We start from the raw sequence: 15,406 nt of genomic DNA on the forward strand, positions 1-15,406 counted from the left end.
AATGTGCACCGTGAGCGCAACGCTGGTCGCCCGAGGCCTGGCCGCCGGGCACGGCACCAAGGTCCTGTTCGCCGGCCTCGACCTGGTCGTGGCCCCCGGCGACGTCGTCGGGCTGGTCGGGGTGAACGGGGCGGGCAAGTCGACCCTGCTGCGCACCCTGGCCGGCCTGCTCCCGGCCGAGGAGGGCGGGATCAGCCTGTCCCCGCCCTCGGCGACGGTCGGGTACCTGCCGCAGGAGCACGAGCGCCGCGACGGCGAGACCGTGCTGGGGGCGTTGGCCCGGCGCACCGGGGTCGCCCGGGCCCAGCGGGAGATGGACGACGCGCTGGCGGCCCTGACCGCCGGCACCCCCGACGACGGGTATGCCGACGCCCTCGAGCGCTGGCTGGCCCTGGGCGGCGCCGACCTGGACGACCGCGTCGCGGAGGTGCTGGCCTCGGTGGCCCCCGGCGTCGCCGCGGATGCACCGATGACCGGGCTCAGCGGCGGGCAGGCGGCCCGGGTGGGGCTGGCCGCGCTGCTGCTGTCCCGCTACGACGTCCTGCTGCTCGACGAGCCCACCAACGACCTGGACCTGGCCGGGCTCGACCAGCTCGAGTCCTTCGTGCGGGGCCTGCGCACCGGGGTCGTGCTGGTCAGCCACGACCGCGAGTTCCTCGCCCGCACGGTCACCCGGGTGGTCGAGCTCGACCTCGCCCAGCAGCTGGTGCGGGTGCACGACGGCGGCTACGAGGCGTACCTGGTCGAGCGCGAGGTCGCCCGTCGGCACGCCCGCGAGGAGTACGAGGAGTTCGCCGACACCAAGGCCGGGCTCGAGGCGCGCGCCCGCATGCAGAAGAACTGGATGGCCAAGGGCGTCCGCGACTCGATCAAGAAGAGCAAGGACGGCGACAAGCACATCAAGGCCGCCCAGCGGGCCTCGTCGGAGAAGCAGGCCGCGAAGGCCAAGCAGACCCAGCGGATAATCGAGCGGCTCGACGTCGTCGAGGAGCCCCGCAAGGAGTGGGAGCTGCGCATGGAGATCGCCGCGGCGCCACGGGCCGGCGCGGTGGTGGCCACCCTGCGCGGCGCGGTGGTGCGGCGCGGTGGTTTCCAGCTCGGTCCGGTGGACCTGCAGGTCGACTGGGGCGACCGGCTGGCCATCACCGGCGGCAACGGCGCGGGCAAGTCGACGCTGCTGGCCGCGCTGCTCGGCCGGGCCGAGCTCGCGGAGGGGACGGCGTCGCTGGGGTCGGGTGTGCGCCTCGGGGAGGTCGACCAGGCCCGCCGCAGCTTCCTGGGCGACCTGCCGCTGTCGGCCGCCTTCGGTGCCGAGGTGCCCGACCTCCCCGACGCCGAGGTGCGCACCCTGCTGGCGAAGTTCGGCCTGCGGGCCGACCACGTGGTGCGCCCGGCGGGCTCCTTGAGCCCGGGGGAGCGCACCCGGGCGGCGCTGGCGCTGCTGCAGGCCCGCGGGGTGAACGTGCTGGTGCTCGACGAGCCCACCAACCACCTCGACCTGCCGGCCATCGAGCAGCTCGAGCAGGCGCTGGCCGACTACACCGGCACGCTGCTGCTGGTCACCCACGACCGCCGCATGCTCGACGCGGTGGCGGTCACCCGCCGCTTGTCGGTCAGCGGGGGGCGGGTGTCCGAGGGCTGACGCCGGCCGAGCTGTCGGTCCCGGCGTGGGTGCGTGGCCGGCGCGGGTGGCTGATCGGCCGCGGCGGGTCGGCCTCGAGCACCTGGGCCACGGCGTACTCGGCCAGCGCGGCCACCTCGGCGGCGGTGCCGCCGCGGGGGTCGATGGCCGGCAGCGCCTGCACCTCGAGGACCAGCTCGGTGGCGCCGAGCACGCGGGCGGCGCTCCGCCACCACGACTCGCCCGTCAGGTGCGCCGTCACGGTGGTCGGCCGGTCGGCGGCCCGGGCGCGCACGACGACCGGGCAGACGGGCACGCCGGCGGCCAGGGCCGGGGCGACCGCGGCCGGGCGGAAGCGGCCGAGCTCGGTGCCGCAGCTGGGCTCGGCCTCGGGTCGGACGAGCACGCTGCGGCCGGCGGCCAGGGCCTCGGTCACCTGGTCGGTGCGCACGGTGGGCAGCCCGGGCCAGACCGCGCCCTCCTGGCTGGGGACGGCGGGCACGGCGGTGCGCAGCGCGAGGTCGTCGACCCAGGAGACGCGGTTGGCCACGACCAGCACCGGCCCGGTCGGCCACGCCACGGCCGCTGGTCGCACGGCCACCCGCACCCCGGCGGCGGTCAGCAACCGGGCCGAGGTGCACACGGCGTGGCGCCGTCCGTCACCGGCCGGCGGGCGGGCCGAGGCGCGGGCCAGCGCGGCGGCCAGCGCCACGGCCCGGCGGCGGCGCAGGCCCGGCGGCGCGGTGGGGGAGACGTCGGCGAGGCAGTGGGTCGAGCAGGGGCCGGTGCTCATGCCGCCACGGTGGGCCGCGCAGGTGGCCGGCGGGTGACCGCCGTCCCACCACGACACGACCGGGACCGGTCAACCTGTGCGGCGGTCCAGCGTCGTCCAGGCGAGGGTGAGCACCGCCAGCGCGGCCAGCGCCCCCAGCAGCGCCGGGTAGGGCGCGACGGCGGTCAGCGCCGCCAGCACCAGCGGGGCGGCGAAGCCCAGGTAGGTGAGGGCGTAGAACACCCCGGTCAGCCCGGCGAGCTCGTGCGGGGCGGCCACCCGCTGGGTCTCCAGCAGCCCGGCGACCAGGCAGCAGCCGTAGCCGGCGCCCAGCAGCAGCGCGGTGGGCAGCAGCAACCACGGGGTGGGGGACAGGGCGTACCCGACCGCGACGAGCAGCCCGGCGGCCACCGCCGCCGTGCCCGCCCGGGCGGCCGGCCGGGTGTCGTGCGCAGCCAACCGGCGGGCCAGCGGTTGCACGAGCACGCCGGTGCCCAGGGTGAGGCCGGCGACCACGGCGTTCACCGCGACCGCGTACTCCGCGGCGGCACCCCCGGCGCCCACCAGCAGGCCGGGCAGCACGGCCAGCGAGACGGTCGCCGCGGTGAACACCCAGGGGGCGACCGGGGACACCAGCCGCCGGAAGCGGGGCTCGCGCACCGAGGACACCCGCAGGGCCCTGCGGAGGGGGACGGCGGTGTCGGCCCGCGGCACCGTCTCCGGCGCCCGCCAGAGCGGCACCAGCACCGCGAGGGCGAGCACGAGGTGCGGGAGGTAGGCGACGGTGAGCGGGTGCGGCGCCCACTGCGCCACCAGGCCGGCGACCAGCGGGCCGAGACCGAAGCCGGCCGACAGCGCGGTCGCGGCCCGCTTCGCCCCGGTGCCGGGCACGGTGGTGGGGTCCCAGGCCGGCCCCGACAGCTCCCGCACCCAGGCGCTCCCGGCGGCGAACGCGGCGCCGCTGGCCAGACCGGCGAGCAACCGGCCGGCGTAGAGGGCCCACAGGTGGTCCAGCAGCAGCACCGCCGTCGCGAGGACCGAGACCACGGCGGCGACCCGCAGCACCGGGCCGCGCCCGCGGGCGTCGGACACCGGGCCCAGCACGAGCAGGGCCGGGATGAGGCCCAGGGCGTAGACCCCCACCAGGGCCGAGACGTCGACCGTGGACAGCCCCTCGTCGCGCCGGTAGGCGACCAGCAGGCTCACGAACTGGTTGGCGCCCCAGCCGATGGCGAACATGGTCAGGGCCACCGGCACCCACGCCCGCGGGCGGACCGCGACCGGTGCGGTCATGCCGGGGTGGGGGTCTCGACCACGGCCTTCAGGCGCTGCAGGCTCGTGGCCAGGTTGCGACGCTGGAAGTCGGCGAACGGGCCGCGGGTGGCGACGGCGTCGAACACCCGGGCGACGGCGTCGGGCATGGTGCGGTCGTCGGTCCAGGTCTGGGTGACCCGGGTGCCCGAGCCGCCGCCGGGCAGCTCGGCGGGCTCCAGGCGGTGCTCCCACGTGGCGATGCGGGTGCGCAGCCGGCGGCGGGCGCCGCCGATGGCCCGCACCCGGAAGGCGAAGCGCTCGCCGGGTTCGGCCGCGGTCACGACGCACTCGGTGATCCAGCGGAACCCGCGCCGCTCGTTGGCGCCGGTGAACACCGCGCCGACCGGCAGCGGGCCCGCGCCGCCGGTGCGGGCGCCGCGGTTCTCCGGGCTCCACTCGGGCGTGCGGGTCGGGTCGGCGACGACCGCGTAGACCGCGGCCGGGGTGGCGGCCGCGAGCACCGAGTCGCTGACCGTGCGCTGCCGAGCCATGCGGGACCCCCGTCGTCCGGTGCTGGACGCACGACGGGCCGGATCCTGGTGGATCCGGCCCGGTGCGTGCGTGCCCCCGGCAGGATTCGAACCTGCGCCCCTGCCTCCGGAGGGCAGTGCTCTATCCCCTGAGCTACGGGGGCTCGTGTGTGGGGTTGCGACTCAGGACGCTATCAGCCGCTCAGGGGGCAGGGAGCGGGGACCCCCCACGGGCGGCGAGCATCGTCGCCATCGTCCCGGTCTCGGCGGTCTGGGTCTCCACGATCGACCGGGCCAGCCCCCGCACGACGGCCTCGGAGGCGTGCGCGGCGCCGTACTCCGCCATCTCCAGACCGCCCTGGTGGTGCCGGATCATCAGCTGGAGGAACAGCACGTCGAAGTCCTCGCCGGTGGCCGCCCGCAGCTGCGCGAGCTCGTCCTCGGTGGCCATGCCCGGCATCAGCCCGCCGGAGGAGTGGTCGTGCATCGACGAGCCCATCCAGGACATGTCGTTGCGGCCGGTCACCGGCAGGCCCCAGAGGGTCAGCCAGCCCTGCATGCGGCCGACCTGGTTGAGCTGGGTCTGGGAGATGTCGAAGGCCAACGACTGCACCTCCGGGTCGCTGCTGCGCGCCGCGGCCAGGTTCGCCATCTCGACGGCCTGCAGGTGGTGGTGGCTCATGTCCAGCGAGAACCCGGCGTCCACCGAGCCCGCGCCGGGGGAGTCGGTGCGCCCGATGCCCAGCCCGACGGCGAGCGCGCCGCCGATCACGACCAGCCCGGCCGCGATGACGGCCACCAGGCCCCCGACCAGCCATCGCCGGCCGGTCGGGGCCCCCGTCGCACCGGTCCTGGGGGTGGCGTCGTCGGGCTGCACGGTGGACCTCAGTTCGTCGTGGTGGCGGCGGGGTCGGTCGAGGGCTCGGTCGCCTCGGTGGCCGGGGCCGCGGAGTCGGTGGTCGGGGCGTCGCTCTCGCCGATCGGCGCGCTGGTCGCGTCGGCGGGCAGCGGGTTCGCCGCGAAGTCCGGGTTCTGGCAGCTGGCGCCGACCTCGGGGTACAGCGACGTGCCGTCGGCGTCCGAGCCGTAGGTGAAGAAGTCGACGTACTGCTGGATGCGGGGGTCGTCGGCCGAGTCGACGCCCAGGCGGTGGTTCCACGACGAGAGGCTGATCGGGGTGTTCAGGTCCGAGGCGGTGGCCAGCCCGGTGTAGGGCGAGAGCATGAGGCCCGAGTTGCCCTCGACCACGTCGGCGAGCTCCTGCACGTCGTCGCTGCTGACCACGTCGGGGTCGTAGGTGATCCACACCGCGCCGTGCTCCAGGGAGTGGACGGCGTTCTCGTGCCGGATGTTGATGTCGTAGACGGTGCCGGTGCAGTCGGCCCAGTACGGGTCGTGCGGACCACCCACCGGGGGGTTCTCGGTGTAGCTCACGTTCGTCGTGACGTGCTCCTGGCCCGCGGCGTAGTCGAACGCCTGCACGCCCTGGATCTGGTCGGCGGCGGTGATCTCGTCCGCCTTCGACTTGTTCACCGCGTAGACGGCGTAGCCGATGACGGCGCCGGCGAACACCACGACCGCCACCGCGGCCGCGATCAGGCCCCACGGCTTGGGCTTGGCCACGACCGCCTGCTGCGGGCGGGTGCGGCCACCCTTGCCGCCGGGGCCCTTGCCCGCGCCCTTCCCGGCCGCGCTGGAGCCGCCGAGGCCCTTGCCCGCCGGGGTGGCCTGGCGTCCGCCGGCCCCCTTGCCGGGGGTGCGCCGGGCGGGCGCGTTCTTCTCGGGCTTCTGGTCCTCGGGCAAGACCTCTCCAGTTCCGTTCGGGGGACGCCGGCCGCGACGGCGGTGCGCCGACGGGGCAGCGGGGCGGCCAGCGCGCGAGTCTAGGCGCGCCACCTGTGCGCACCGGCGGTTGTGACGCCGCCCACGGGTCGGCCACCAGGACCAACGGCGTAGGCAACCCGGTGGTTCCGTTCTTCTACGATCACCAGGTGACACCCGAGCAGCTCAGTGCCCTCGTCCGCGTCGTCGTCGCCGGGGCCGTCGAGCGCGGCGACCTCGCCGTGGCCGTCCCCGACGACGTCGTGGTGGAGCGTCCGCGCAACCCCGAGCACGGCGACTACGCCACCACCGTGGCCCTCAAGCTGGCCAAGCAGGCCGGCCGCCCGCCGCGCGAGGTCGCCGAGGTGCTGGCCGCTGCGCTGCGCGAGCAGCCGGGCATCGCCCGTGTCGACGTCGCCGGCCCCGGCTTCCTCAACGTCACCTTTGCGCAGGGTGCGCTGGGCCAGATCGCCCTCGACGCGGTGACCGCGGGGGAGTCCTACGGCCGCACCGGTGCGCTGGCCGGCCAGCGGATCAACCTCGAGTTCGTCTCGGCCAACCCGACCGGCCCGGTGCACATCGGGGGCACCCGGTGGGCGGCGGTCGGCGACGCGCTGGGTCGCCTGCTCACCGCCAGCGGTGCCGACGTCAGCCGCGAGTACTACTTCAACGACGCCGGCTCCCAGATCGACCGGTTCGCCCGCAGCCTGGTCGCCGCGGCCCACGGCCGCCCGGCGCCGGAGGACGGCTACGCCGGGGACTACATCGGCGAGATCGCCGCCGCGGTGGTCGCCGCCGAGCCGGGGGTGACCGACCTGCCGGCCGAGGCCGAGCAGGAGCGGTTCCGGGTGCACGGCGTCGACCTCATGTTCACCGAGATCAAGCAGTCGCTGGCCGAGTTCGGCGTCGTGTTCGACACCTACTTCTCCGAGGCCACCCTGCACGCCTCCGGTGCGCTGGAGAAGGTCGTCGGCACCCTGCGCGAGCGCGGCCACGTCTACGAGGCCGACGGGGCCACCTGGCTGCGCACCACCGACTTCGGCGACGACAAGGACCGTCCGCTGATCAAGAGCGACGGCGACTGGACGTACTTCGCGGCCGACTGCGCCTACTACCAGGACAAGCGCGACCGGGGCTTCGACAAGGTCGTGATCATGCTCGGCGCCGACCACGCCGGGTACGTCGGGCGGTACAAGGCGCTGGTCAGCGCCCTGGGCGACGACCCGGCGCAGAACCTCGAGATCCTGCTCGGCCAGCTGGTCAACCTGGTGCGCGACGGCCAGCCCCTGCGCATGAGCAAGCGGGCCGGCACGGTCATCACGCTCGCCGACCTCGTCGAGGCCGTCGGCGCCGACGCCGCCCGCTACGCCCTGGCCCGGGCCTCGGTCGACCAGCAGATCGACCTGGACCTGGACCTGTGGAGCAGGGCGGCCAGCGACAACCCGGTCTTCTACGTCCAGTACGCCCACGCCCGCATCGCCTCGCTGCTGCGCGGCGCGGCCGACCTGGGCATCGAGCTGGGGACGGCGGCCGACGTGGTGGCCACCGAGCTCGCGCACCCCCGCGAGGTCGACCTGCTCCGGGCGATCGCCGAGTTCCCGCGGGTGGTCACCGCGGCCGCCGAGCTGCGCGCCCCGCACCGGGTGGCCCGCTACCTCGAGGAGCTGGCCGGGACCTACCACCGGTTCTACGACGCCTGCCGCGTGCTGCCGCGCGGCGACGAGGAGGCCACGGCCACCACGGTCGCCCGGCTGTGGCTGTGCTCGGCCACCCGCACGGTGCTGCGCAACGGCCTGGCCGTGCTCGGCGTGCACGCCCCGGAGCGGATGTGAGGGCGCACCCGGCGGGTCCCCTCCACGGGAACATCACCCCGCCCACGGCCGCCGGTGCTCCGCCCGCGTCCCTCGGCGACCTCGACGAACGGGTCTGGCCGCGCGGGGCCACCCGGGTCGACGGGGAGCTGCACCTGGCCGGCCGGTCGGTCACCGACCTCGTGCGCGAGCACGGCAGCCCGCTGTTCGTGCTCGACGAGGACGACTTCCGCGGGCGGGCCGCGGACTTCCGCGACGCCTTCGCCGACGCCGACGTGCACTACGCCTCCAAGGCCTTCCTGTGCGGCCAGGTGGCCCGCTGGGTGGCCGAGGACGGCCTGCACCTCGACGTCTGCAGCGGCAACGAGCTCTCGGTGGCGCTGGCCGCCGGCTTCCCGGCCGAGCGCATCGCCCTGCACGGCAACAACAAGTCCCTCGTCGAGCTGGCGCTGGCCGTCGACGCCGGCGTGGGCCACGTCGTGCTCGACTCCTTCGACGAGATCGAGCGGCTGCTGCCGCTGGCCGCCGCCCGGGTGGCCGCCGGCGGGGCGCCGGTCTCGGTGCTCGTGCGCACCACGGTCGGCATCGAGGCGCACACCCACGAGTTCATCGCCACCGCCCACGAGGACCAGAAGTTCGGCTTCTCGCTGGCCACCGGCGACGCCCTCACCGCCGCGGTGCGGGTGATCCGCGAGCCGGCGCTCGAGCTGTCGGGTCTGCACAGCCACATCGGCTCGCAGATCTTCGACACCCAGGGCTTCGAGGCCGCTGCGCACCGCGTGGTCGGCCTCATGGCCCAGGTGCAGCAGGCCACCGGCGTGGTGCTGGAGCAGCTCAACCTCGGCGGCGGGTTCGGCATCGCCTACCTCGCCGACGACGACCCGATCGCCCCGGCCGACGTCGCCGAGCGCATGCGCCGCGTGGTGGCCGCCGAGTGCGCGGCGCTCGACCTGCCGGTGCCGCAGTTGGCCGTCGAGCCCGGTCGGGCCATCGCCGGCCCGGGCACGGTGACCCTCTACGAGATCGGCACCATCAAGCCGGTGCGCCTGGGCTCGTCGGGTGCCCCCGGCACGCCCGGTGTGCGCAACTACGTCTCGGTGGACGGCGGGATGAGCGACAACATCCGCACCGCCCTCTACGACGCCGCCTACACCTGCGTGCTGGCCAACCGCGTCTCCGGCGCCGCGCCGGCGCTGTGCCGGGTCGTCGGCAAGCACTGCGAGAGCGGCGACGTCCTGGTCCGCGACCTGTGGCTGCCCTCCGACGTCGTCCCCGGCGACCTGCTCGCGGTGGCCGCCACGGGGGCCTACTGCTGGTCGATGGCCTCGAACTACAACTACCTGCTGAAGCCGCCGGTGGTCGCCGTCCGGGACGGGGTGTCGGCGACGATCGTGCGGCGTCAGACACTGTCCGACGTGTTCGCCCTCGACGCCGTCCTCGCCGACGTCCCCGCGCTCGCCGTCCCGCCGTCCCAGCCCTCGATCGGGGTCCGTTCGTGAGCGCACCGTTGAAGGTCGCCCTGCTGGGCTGCGGCACGGTCGGCGCCTCCGTGCTCCGGCTGCTGGCCGACCAGGCCGCCGACATCACCGCCCGGGTCGGGCGCCCGGTCGAGGTGGCCGGGGTCGCCGTCCGGCGTCCCGACCGGCACCCCGAGGTCCCCGCCGACCTGCTCACGACCGACGCGCGCGCCCTGGTCACCCGGCCCGACGTCGACCTCGTCGTCGAGGTCATCGGCGGCATCGAGCCGGCCCGCGAGCTGATGCTGGCCGCCTTCGCCGCCGGCAAGAGCGTGGTCAGCGCCAACAAGGCCCTGCTCGCCGACGACGGCGTCGCCCTGCACGCCGCGGCCGCCGAGGCCGGCGTCGACCTCTACTACGAGGCCGCCGTCGCCGGCGCCATCCCGCTGCTGCGCCCGTTGCGCGAGTCGCTGGCCGGGGACCAGCTCACCCGCGTGGTCGGCATCGTCAACGGGACGACGAACTACATCCTGTCGCGCATGGCCGAGACCGGGGCCGGCTTCGCCGAGGCGCTGGCCGAGGCCACCGAGCTGGGCTACGCCGAGGCCGACCCCACGGCCGACGTCGACGGCTTCGACGCGGCCGCCAAGGCCGCGATCCTGGCCTCGCTGGCGTTCCACTCGCCGGTCGCGGCGTCCGACGTGCACCGCGAGGGCATCTCCGCGGTCAGCGCCACCGACGTCGCCCGGGCCGCCGAGATCGGCTGCACGGTCAAGCTGCTGGCGATCTGCGAGAAGGTCACCGGCGAGCACGGCGACGCGATCGCCGTGCGCGTGCACCCGGCGATGATCCCGACGACGCACCCCCTGGCCTCGGTCGGCGGCGCGTTCAACGCCGTCTTCGTCGAGGCCGAGGCGGCCGGTCAGCTGATGTTCTACGGCCAGGGCGCCGGCGGTGAGCCCACCGCCTCGGCCGTGCTGGGCGACCTCGTCGCCGTCGCGCGCAACCGGGTCGCCGGGGTCGCCGGCCCCGGGACGACGGCCTACGCCGGGCTGCCCGTGTCCCCGATGGCCGACACCCCGACGCGGTACCACGTGAGCCTCGACGTGGCCGACAAGCCGGGCGTGCTGGCCACCGTCGCCCAGGAGTTCGCCGCGCACGGCGTGAGCATCTCCACCGTCCGCCAGGACGGCGCCGGCGAGGCCGCCACCCTGGTGATCGTCACCCACCGGGCACCGGACTCGGCGCTGTCTGCCACGATCTCCCGGCTGCGTGGGATGCCGGCCGTCCGGGCCGTGACGAGCGTGCTGCGTGTGGAGGGACTGGCATGACCGCCGCTTCGCCGTTCTGGCCGGGCCTGATCGAGGCATACCGCGACCGCCTGCCGGTCAGCGCGACCACCCCGGTGGTGACGCTGCAGGAGGGCGCCACCCCGCTGGTGCCCGCCCCGGAGCTGTCCCGCCGCACCGGGTGCGACGTGTACCTGAAGGTCGAGGGGGCCAACCCCACCGGCTCGTTCAAGGACCGCGGCATGACGATGGCCATCACCAAGGCCGTCGAGGAGGGCGCGCAGGCCGTCATCTGCGCCTCCACCGGCAACACCTCGGCCAGCGCCGCGGCCTACGCCGCCCGCGCCGGCCTGGTCTGCGCCGTCCTCGTGCCGCAGGGCAAGATCGCCACCGGCAAGCTGGCCCAGGCGCTGGTGCACGGGGCCACGCTGCTGCAGGTGCAGGGCAACTTCGACGACTGCCTGGCGCTGGCCTCCAAGCTGGCCATCGACTACCCGGTGAGCCTGGTCAACAGCGTCAACCAGTACCGCATCGAGGGGCAGAAGACGGCCTCGTTCGAGGTGGTCGACGTGCTGGGCGACGCCCCGGACGTCCACTGCCTCCCGGTCGGGAACGCCGGCAACATCACCGCCTACTGGCAGGGCTACCGCGAGTACCACGAGAGCGGGCCCGCGACGAAGCGGCCGCGCATGTTCGGCTTCCAGGCCGCGGGCGCCGCCCCCATCGTCAGCGGGTCGGTGGTGGAGAACCCGAGCACGATCGCCACCGCCATCCGCATCGGCAACCCGGCGTCCTGGACCAAGGCGCTGGCCGCCCGCGACGAGTCCGGTGGGCGCATCGACGCCGTCACCGACCGCGCGATCCTGGCCGCCTACCGGCTCCTGGCCCGGCACGAGGCCGTGTTCGTGGAGCCGGCGTCTGCGGCCTCGGTCGCCGGCCTGCTGCAGGTCGCCGCGGCCGGTGAGCTCGAACCCGGTCAGCGGGTGGTCTGCACCGTCACCGGCAACGGCCTCAAGGACCCCGAGTGGGCCATCTCCGGGGCCCCCGCGCCCCGGACGATCCCCGTCGACGCGGCCGCCGCGGCCGCGGAGCTGGGTCTGTGAGCGCCGCCGACGGCGGCGCGGTGCGCATCCGCGTGCCCGCCACCAGCGCCAACCTGGGCCCGGCCTTCGACAGCGCCGGCCTGGCGCTGGCGCGCTACGACGAGCTCGAGGTGTCCGTCGCCGACGGCCTGCACGTCGAGGTCGAGGGCTTCGGTGCCGACACCCTGCCCCGCGACGAGTCGCACCTGGTCGTGCGGGCCTTCCGCGCGGCCTGCGTCGACCTCGGCTGGGTGCCCCCGGGCCTGTCGCTGCGCTCGGTCAACGGCATCCCGCAGGGCCGGGGGATGGGGTCCTCGGCAGCTGCGGTGGTCGGCGGCATCCTCGCCGCCTGGGCGTTGTGCCCCGCCGTCACGGGGATCGACGACGAGCGCGTGCTGGCCCTCGCCGACGACATCGAGGGCCACCCGGACAACGTCGCGGCCTGCCTGCTCGGTGGGCTCACCCTGTCGTGGACCGGCCCCGAGGGCGTCCGCGCCGTGTCGACGCAGGTCGCGCCCGAGGTCTCGCCGGTGCTCTGCGTGCCGTCCACCACGCTGTCCACCCACGTCGCGCGCGGTCTGCTGCCGCCGACCGTGTCGCACGCCGACGCCGTGTTCAACGCCGGGCGCTCGGCCCTGCTGGTGCACGCGCTGACGGCCGCCCCGCAGCTGCTGCTGGACGCCACCGACGACCGGCTGCACCAGGACCAGCGGGGCCCGGCCATGCCGGCGACCGCCGCGCTGGTCGGCGACCTGCGCGACGCCGGCCACGCGGCCGTCGTCTCCGGCGCCGGGCCCAGCGTGCTGGTGCTCGTGCCGCGGCCGGAGGACCGCTCGCTCGTGCACACCGTCGTGCCCGACGGCTGGGAGGTGCTCGACCTCGCCGTCGAGGCACGCGGAGCGCGCGTCCGGTACGGAGACGGTGCTGTATCGTCCTGACCGCCTGGGTAGACGCTGGGGGCAGCCGGCGTCGTCGGCACCGCGTCCCGGTGTCTAGGCTGGTTGCACAGCCGCCCTCGGGCGAGCCTCACCGCGGGACGACGGCGACGAGCGAGTCCCGTCCTCCGTCCCGCTCCCACAGACCCACCCCCTCCTCGGTCCCGCCGCGGCCTCGCCGCGGCGAACCCGAGAGGGCCACCGGTCACCCCCTGCGCCAGTAGGCGCAGGTCACCGCAGGGAAGGACCTGTACGTGAGCGAGACCTCCACCCCGGTCGACGGCGCCCCGAACGAGGACGCCGCGGCCGGAGCCGCCGGCAAGCGCCGTCGCGGCAACGGGCTGTCGGGCATGCTCCTGCCCGAGCTCCAGCGCCTGGCCGCCGAGCTCGGCATCGCCGGCACCGGTCGCATGCGCAAGGGCGACCTCGTGGCCGCCATCTCCGAGCGGCAGGTGGGCGCCCCCCGCACGGCCGCCGAGCCCGCGGTCGCCACCGAGCCCCCGGCTCCCGCCGAGTCGGCCGTCCCGGTCGTCGACGCCGCTCCCGCGGCCCCGGTCGCCGAGACCGCAGCGCCGGCCGGCGACGCCCCCGGCGAGCCGGTCGCGACGGCACCGACCCGTCGGCGCCGCGCAGCCAGCCGACCCGCCGGCGCGCCCGACGCCGCTGCGGTCTCCCCGGTGCAGCCGGCCGCCGAGCCCACCGCAGCCCCGGCCGACCGCACCGCAGCCCCGGCCGACCGCACCGCGACCCCGGCCGACCGCACCGACGAGTCCGCCGCACCCGCCGCTGACGACCCGTCCGGCGACCGGTCCACCGAGGCCCGCGGCGACCGCCGCCCACCGCGCTCCCGCGAGCGCAGCCGGGCCGAGCGCGCCGACCGTCCGGTCGACGCCGGACAGGACGAGGACGACTCCCGCGGTGATGCCGGCCAGGGCGGCGACCGTGTCGCCGGCGACCGGCCCGAGCGCAGCCGAGGCCGCAGCCGCAACCGCGACGACGTCCGGGACGAGCGCAACCGCGACGACCGCAACCGGGACGACCGGGGCGACCGGGGCGACGACCGCGAGCAGGGTGCCCGCGACCAGTCGGTCCGGGACCAGGGTGGCCGGAGCCAGTCCGGCCGTGACCAGGGTGGCCGCGACCAGTCCGGCCGCGACCAGTCCGGCCGCGACCAGTCCGGCCGCGACCAGTCCGGTCGCGACCAGTCCGGTCGCGACCGGGACGACGACCGCGACCAGCAGGATGGCCGCCAGGGCAACCGCAACGGCCGCGGCGACGCCCGGCAGGACGGCAACCGGGACCGGCAGGACGGCAACCGGGACCGGCAGGACGGCAACCGGGACCGTCAGGACGGCAACCGGGACCGCCAGGACCGCCAGGACCACCGTGGGGACCGGCCCGACACCCGGGGTGAGCACCGCAACGACGAGGACGACGACGACGACCTCGAGGGCGGCGGCCGGCGCCGCGGGCGTCGCTACCGCGACCGCAACCGCCGCGGCGGCACGACCGGCACCCAGGGCGGCGGCCGCGACCGCTACGACCAGGGCGAGCCGACCGTCAGCGAGGACGACGTCCTGCTGCCGGTGGCCGGCATCCTCGACGTGCTCGACAACTACGCGTTCGTGCGCACGTCGGGCTACCTGACCGGGCCCAACGACGTCTACGTCTCCCTGTCCCAGGTGCGTCGCTACGGCCTGCGCCGCGGCGACGCGATCACCGGTGCGGTGCGCCAGCCCCGCGAGGGCGAGCGCAAGGACAAGTACAACGCGCTCGTGCGGCTGGACTCGGTCAACGGTCTGGACCCCGAGCAGGCCCGCACCCGGCCCGAGTTCACCAAGCTCGTGCCGCTCTACCCGCAGGACCGCCTGCGGCTGGAGACCGAGCCGCACCTGCTCACCACCCGCGTGCTCGACCTGGTCATGCCCATCGGCAAGGGCCAGCGAGCGCTGATCGTGTCCCCGCCCAAGGCGGGCAAGACGATGGTGCTGCAGGCCATCGCCAACGCGATCACGACCAACAACCCCGAGTGCCACCTCATGGTCGTGCTGGTCGACGAGCGGCCCGAGGAGGTCACCGACATGCAGCGGTCGGTGAAGGGCGAGGTCATCGCCTCGACCTTCGACCGCCCGGCGACCGACCACACCACCGTGGCCGAGCTGTCGATCGAGCGGGCCAAGCGCCTGGTCGAGATGGGCCACGACGTCGTCGTCCTGCTGGACTCGATCACCCGGCTGGGCCGCGCCTACAACCTGGCGGCCCCCGCCAGCGGGCGCATCCTCTCCGGCGGTGTCGACTCCACGGCGCTGTACCCGCCCAAGCGCTTCCTCGGTGCCGCCCGCAACATCGAGAACGGTGGCTCGCTGACGATCATCGCCTCGGCGCTGGTGGAGACCGGCTCGACGATGGACACGGTCATCTTCGAGGAGTTCAAGGGCACCGGGAACGCCGAGGTCAAGCTCGACCGCCGGCTCGCCGACAAGCGGGTCTTCCCCGCCGTCGACGTCAACGCATCCTCCACGCGCAAGGAGGAGCTGCTGATGAGCCCGGACGAGCTGGCCATCGTCATCAAGCTCCGCCGCGTGCTCGCTGCCCTGGAGCCGCAGCAGGCCCTCGAGCTGCTGCTGGGTCGTCTCAAGAAGACCCGCAACAACATCGAGTTCCTCATGCAGGTGCAGAAGACCTCGCCGGGGGAATGACAGAAGGACCCCCTCGCCCCCCGACCCGGGCTGACGCCCGGGTCGGGACCCTGCGAGGGGGCCGTTCCAGCACGTCGCGACGTGTGGGAGACTTCTCGACCGAGCCCCGGCGCAGGCGTGGAACAAGCCTGCCCG

General features: G+C 75.3%; 12 protein-coding genes and 1 tRNA gene. 7 read left to right on the forward strand and 6 right to left on the reverse strand.

Features of this window, described 5'->3' with window-relative positions; genetic code table 11:
• Position 1 precedes the first annotated feature (1 nt).
• Positions 2-1,642 (forward strand): ABC-F family ATP-binding cassette domain-containing protein, encoded by a 1,641-nt coding sequence (locus BLP29_RS13270; RefSeq protein ID WP_243469944.1) that lies wholly within the window; start codon positions 2-4, stop codon positions 1,640-1,642.
• Here the strand turns inward: BLP29_RS13270 and BLP29_RS13275 are convergent.
• The 6 genes from BLP29_RS13275 to BLP29_RS13300 form a co-directional block, all read right to left on the reverse strand.
• Positions 1,614-2,414, reverse strand: coding sequence for a 1-acyl-sn-glycerol-3-phosphate acyltransferase (locus BLP29_RS13275; RefSeq protein ID WP_133379161.1), 801 nt, complete (start codon positions 2,412-2,414; stop codon positions 1,614-1,616). The two genes, BLP29_RS13270 and BLP29_RS13275, sit on opposite strands and share 29 nt — an antisense overlap.
• A 69-nt stretch (positions 2,415-2,483) precedes the next feature.
• Complete coding sequence (locus tag BLP29_RS13280) at positions 2,484-3,686, reverse strand: MFS transporter (protein ID WP_092805220.1); 1,203 nt, start codon at positions 3,684-3,686, stop codon at positions 2,484-2,486.
• Entirely contained in the window at positions 3,683-4,198 is a 516-nt protein-coding gene (locus tag BLP29_RS13285; protein ID WP_092805222.1) for an SRPBCC family protein, read from the reverse strand. The genes BLP29_RS13280 and BLP29_RS13285 overlap by 4 nt, the downstream gene beginning before the upstream one ends.
• Before the next feature lie 71 nt (positions 4,199-4,269).
• A tRNA-Arg gene (locus BLP29_RS13290) sits at positions 4,270-4,341 on the reverse strand.
• 38 nt (positions 4,342-4,379) lie between these two features.
• Complete coding sequence (locus tag BLP29_RS13295; RefSeq protein WP_092805224.1) at positions 4,380-5,054, reverse strand: DUF305 domain-containing protein; 675 nt, start codon at positions 5,052-5,054, stop codon at positions 4,380-4,382.
• A gap of 8 nt (positions 5,055-5,062) precedes the next feature.
• The gene (locus BLP29_RS13300; protein ID WP_092805225.1) at positions 5,063-5,980 is read right to left on the reverse strand and encodes a DUF3105 domain-containing protein; all 918 of its coding nucleotides are present in this window, start codon (positions 5,978-5,980) and stop codon (positions 5,063-5,065) included.
• A 188-nt stretch (positions 5,981-6,168) separates the two neighbouring features.
• On the opposite strand from BLP29_RS13300, the gene argS reads away from it, so the two are divergent.
• The 6 genes from argS (at position 6,169) to rho (ending at position 15,271) form a co-directional block, all read left to right on the forward strand.
• Positions 6,169-7,830: an arginine--tRNA ligase gene (gene argS / locus BLP29_RS13305; protein ID WP_092805626.1), complete on the forward strand. Its 1,662-nt coding sequence runs from the start codon at positions 6,169-6,171 to the stop codon at positions 7,828-7,830.
• Entirely contained in the window at positions 7,827-9,308 is a 1,482-nt protein-coding gene (gene lysA / locus BLP29_RS13310; RefSeq protein ID WP_092805226.1) for a diaminopimelate decarboxylase, read from the forward strand. Before argS ends, lysA begins: the two co-directional genes overlap by 4 nt.
• Entirely contained in the window at positions 9,305-10,597 is a 1,293-nt protein-coding gene (locus BLP29_RS13315) for a homoserine dehydrogenase (protein WP_092805228.1), read from the forward strand. The genes lysA and BLP29_RS13315 overlap by 4 nt, the downstream gene beginning before the upstream one ends.
• Complete coding sequence (gene thrC, locus BLP29_RS13320; protein ID WP_092805230.1) at positions 10,594-11,658, forward strand: threonine synthase; 1,065 nt, start codon at positions 10,594-10,596, stop codon at positions 11,656-11,658. Before BLP29_RS13315 ends, thrC begins: the two co-directional genes overlap by 4 nt.
• A complete protein-coding gene (gene thrB, locus BLP29_RS13325) occupies positions 11,655-12,575 on the forward strand; it encodes a homoserine kinase (RefSeq protein ID WP_092805232.1) in 921 nt (306 codons plus the stop codon). Before thrC ends, thrB begins: the two co-directional genes overlap by 4 nt.
• Positions 12,576-12,826: 251 nt before the next feature.
• Complete coding sequence (gene rho, locus BLP29_RS13330) at positions 12,827-15,271, forward strand: transcription termination factor Rho (protein ID WP_243469945.1); 2,445 nt, start codon at positions 12,827-12,829, stop codon at positions 15,269-15,271.
• Positions 15,272-15,406: the final 135 nt, after the last annotated feature.

It is taken from the genome of Klenkia marina (assembly GCF_900101025.1).
In the GTDB taxonomy this organism is placed as follows: Bacteria; Actinomycetota; Actinomycetes; order Mycobacteriales; family Geodermatophilaceae; genus Klenkia; species Klenkia marina.